The organism is Rhodoferax sp. RT5P35 (genome assembly GCF_056521385.1).
In genome coordinates this window covers 1-1,030 of the sequence record NZ_JBWMAX010000360.1, presented here as the reverse complement: position 1 = coordinate 1,030, position 1,030 = coordinate 1, and the positions used below count along the sequence as shown (strand labels likewise).

Annotated in this window: 1 protein-coding gene; it reads right to left on the bottom strand. The window is 70.0% G+C overall.

Translation table 11 applies throughout. The features are described from left to right. Window positions 1–1,030, bottom strand: a 1,030-nt coding sequence (locus tag AC097L_RS26320; protein WP_479589632.1) for a cobyrinate a,c-diamide synthase, incomplete at both ends; no start/stop codon positions are given.

Below are 1,030 nucleotides of genomic sequence, written 5' to 3'. Positions count from 1 at the left end.
GTGCATGAACGAGGCGTGGAGCCGCCCGCGGCGGAACACCGGCTCGGCGTGGCTGCGTTCGCGCTGCGGCTCGGTAAAGGCGGTGGCAGGCAGCGGCGTGTCCATGCGTGCATGGTGGAAGCTGTGGCCGCGCAGCCGCCCCTCGGGCAATTGGGCGGCGTGCATGCCGAGGTTGACGAAGCGTTTTTGCAACGTCCCGGTCCCGGGCAGCAAGCCCCACATGGGCACGGGGGTGCCGTCATGGCCCGCCAAGCTGTCCAGCAGCGCCAGCATGCCGCCGCACTCGGCCACGGTGGGCTTGCCCTCCAAATGGTGGGCGTGGATGGCTGCGCGCATGGGCTGGTTGGCGTGCAGGGTGGCGAGGTGCAGCTCGGGGTAGCCGCCGGGCAGGTACAGGCTGTGCGCGTCGGGCAAGCTGGCATCGGCCAGGGGCGAAAAGAACACCAGCTCGGCCCCCAGCGCGCGCAGCGTATCCAGATTGGCGGCGTAAATGAAGGAGAAAGCGGCATCCCGTGCCACTGCGATGCGCACACCGGCCAGCAGCTGGGGCGCGATCTCTGACGGGCTGGGCTCAAACCGCACCGGGCTGGCCATCCCCTCCACGCTAGGCCCGATGGCCTGGGCGGCCAGGGCGATGCGCTCGTCCAGATGCGCCACCTCAGAGGCCTGCACCAGGCCCAGGTGCCGCTCGGGCAGCGCGAATTCGGCAGAGCGCGGCATGGCGCCAAACCAGCGCAGGCCTGTTGGCAGGCTGTCTTGGAGCATCTGCGCATGGCTGGCGCTGCCGACGCGGTTGGCCAGTACTCCGGCAAACTGCAGGCCAGGGCGAAAGGTGGACAGGCCGTGCGCCACGGCACCAAAGGTTTGCGCCATGGCCGAGCCGTCGATCACGGCCAGCACCGGCAGGCCCAGGGCCTGGGCCAGGTCGGCACTGCTGGGCGTGCCGTCGAACAGACCCATCACGCCCTCAACCAGAATCACATCGGCTTGCAGCGCTGCCGTGTGCAGCAGCGCCCGGCAGTGGGCCTCG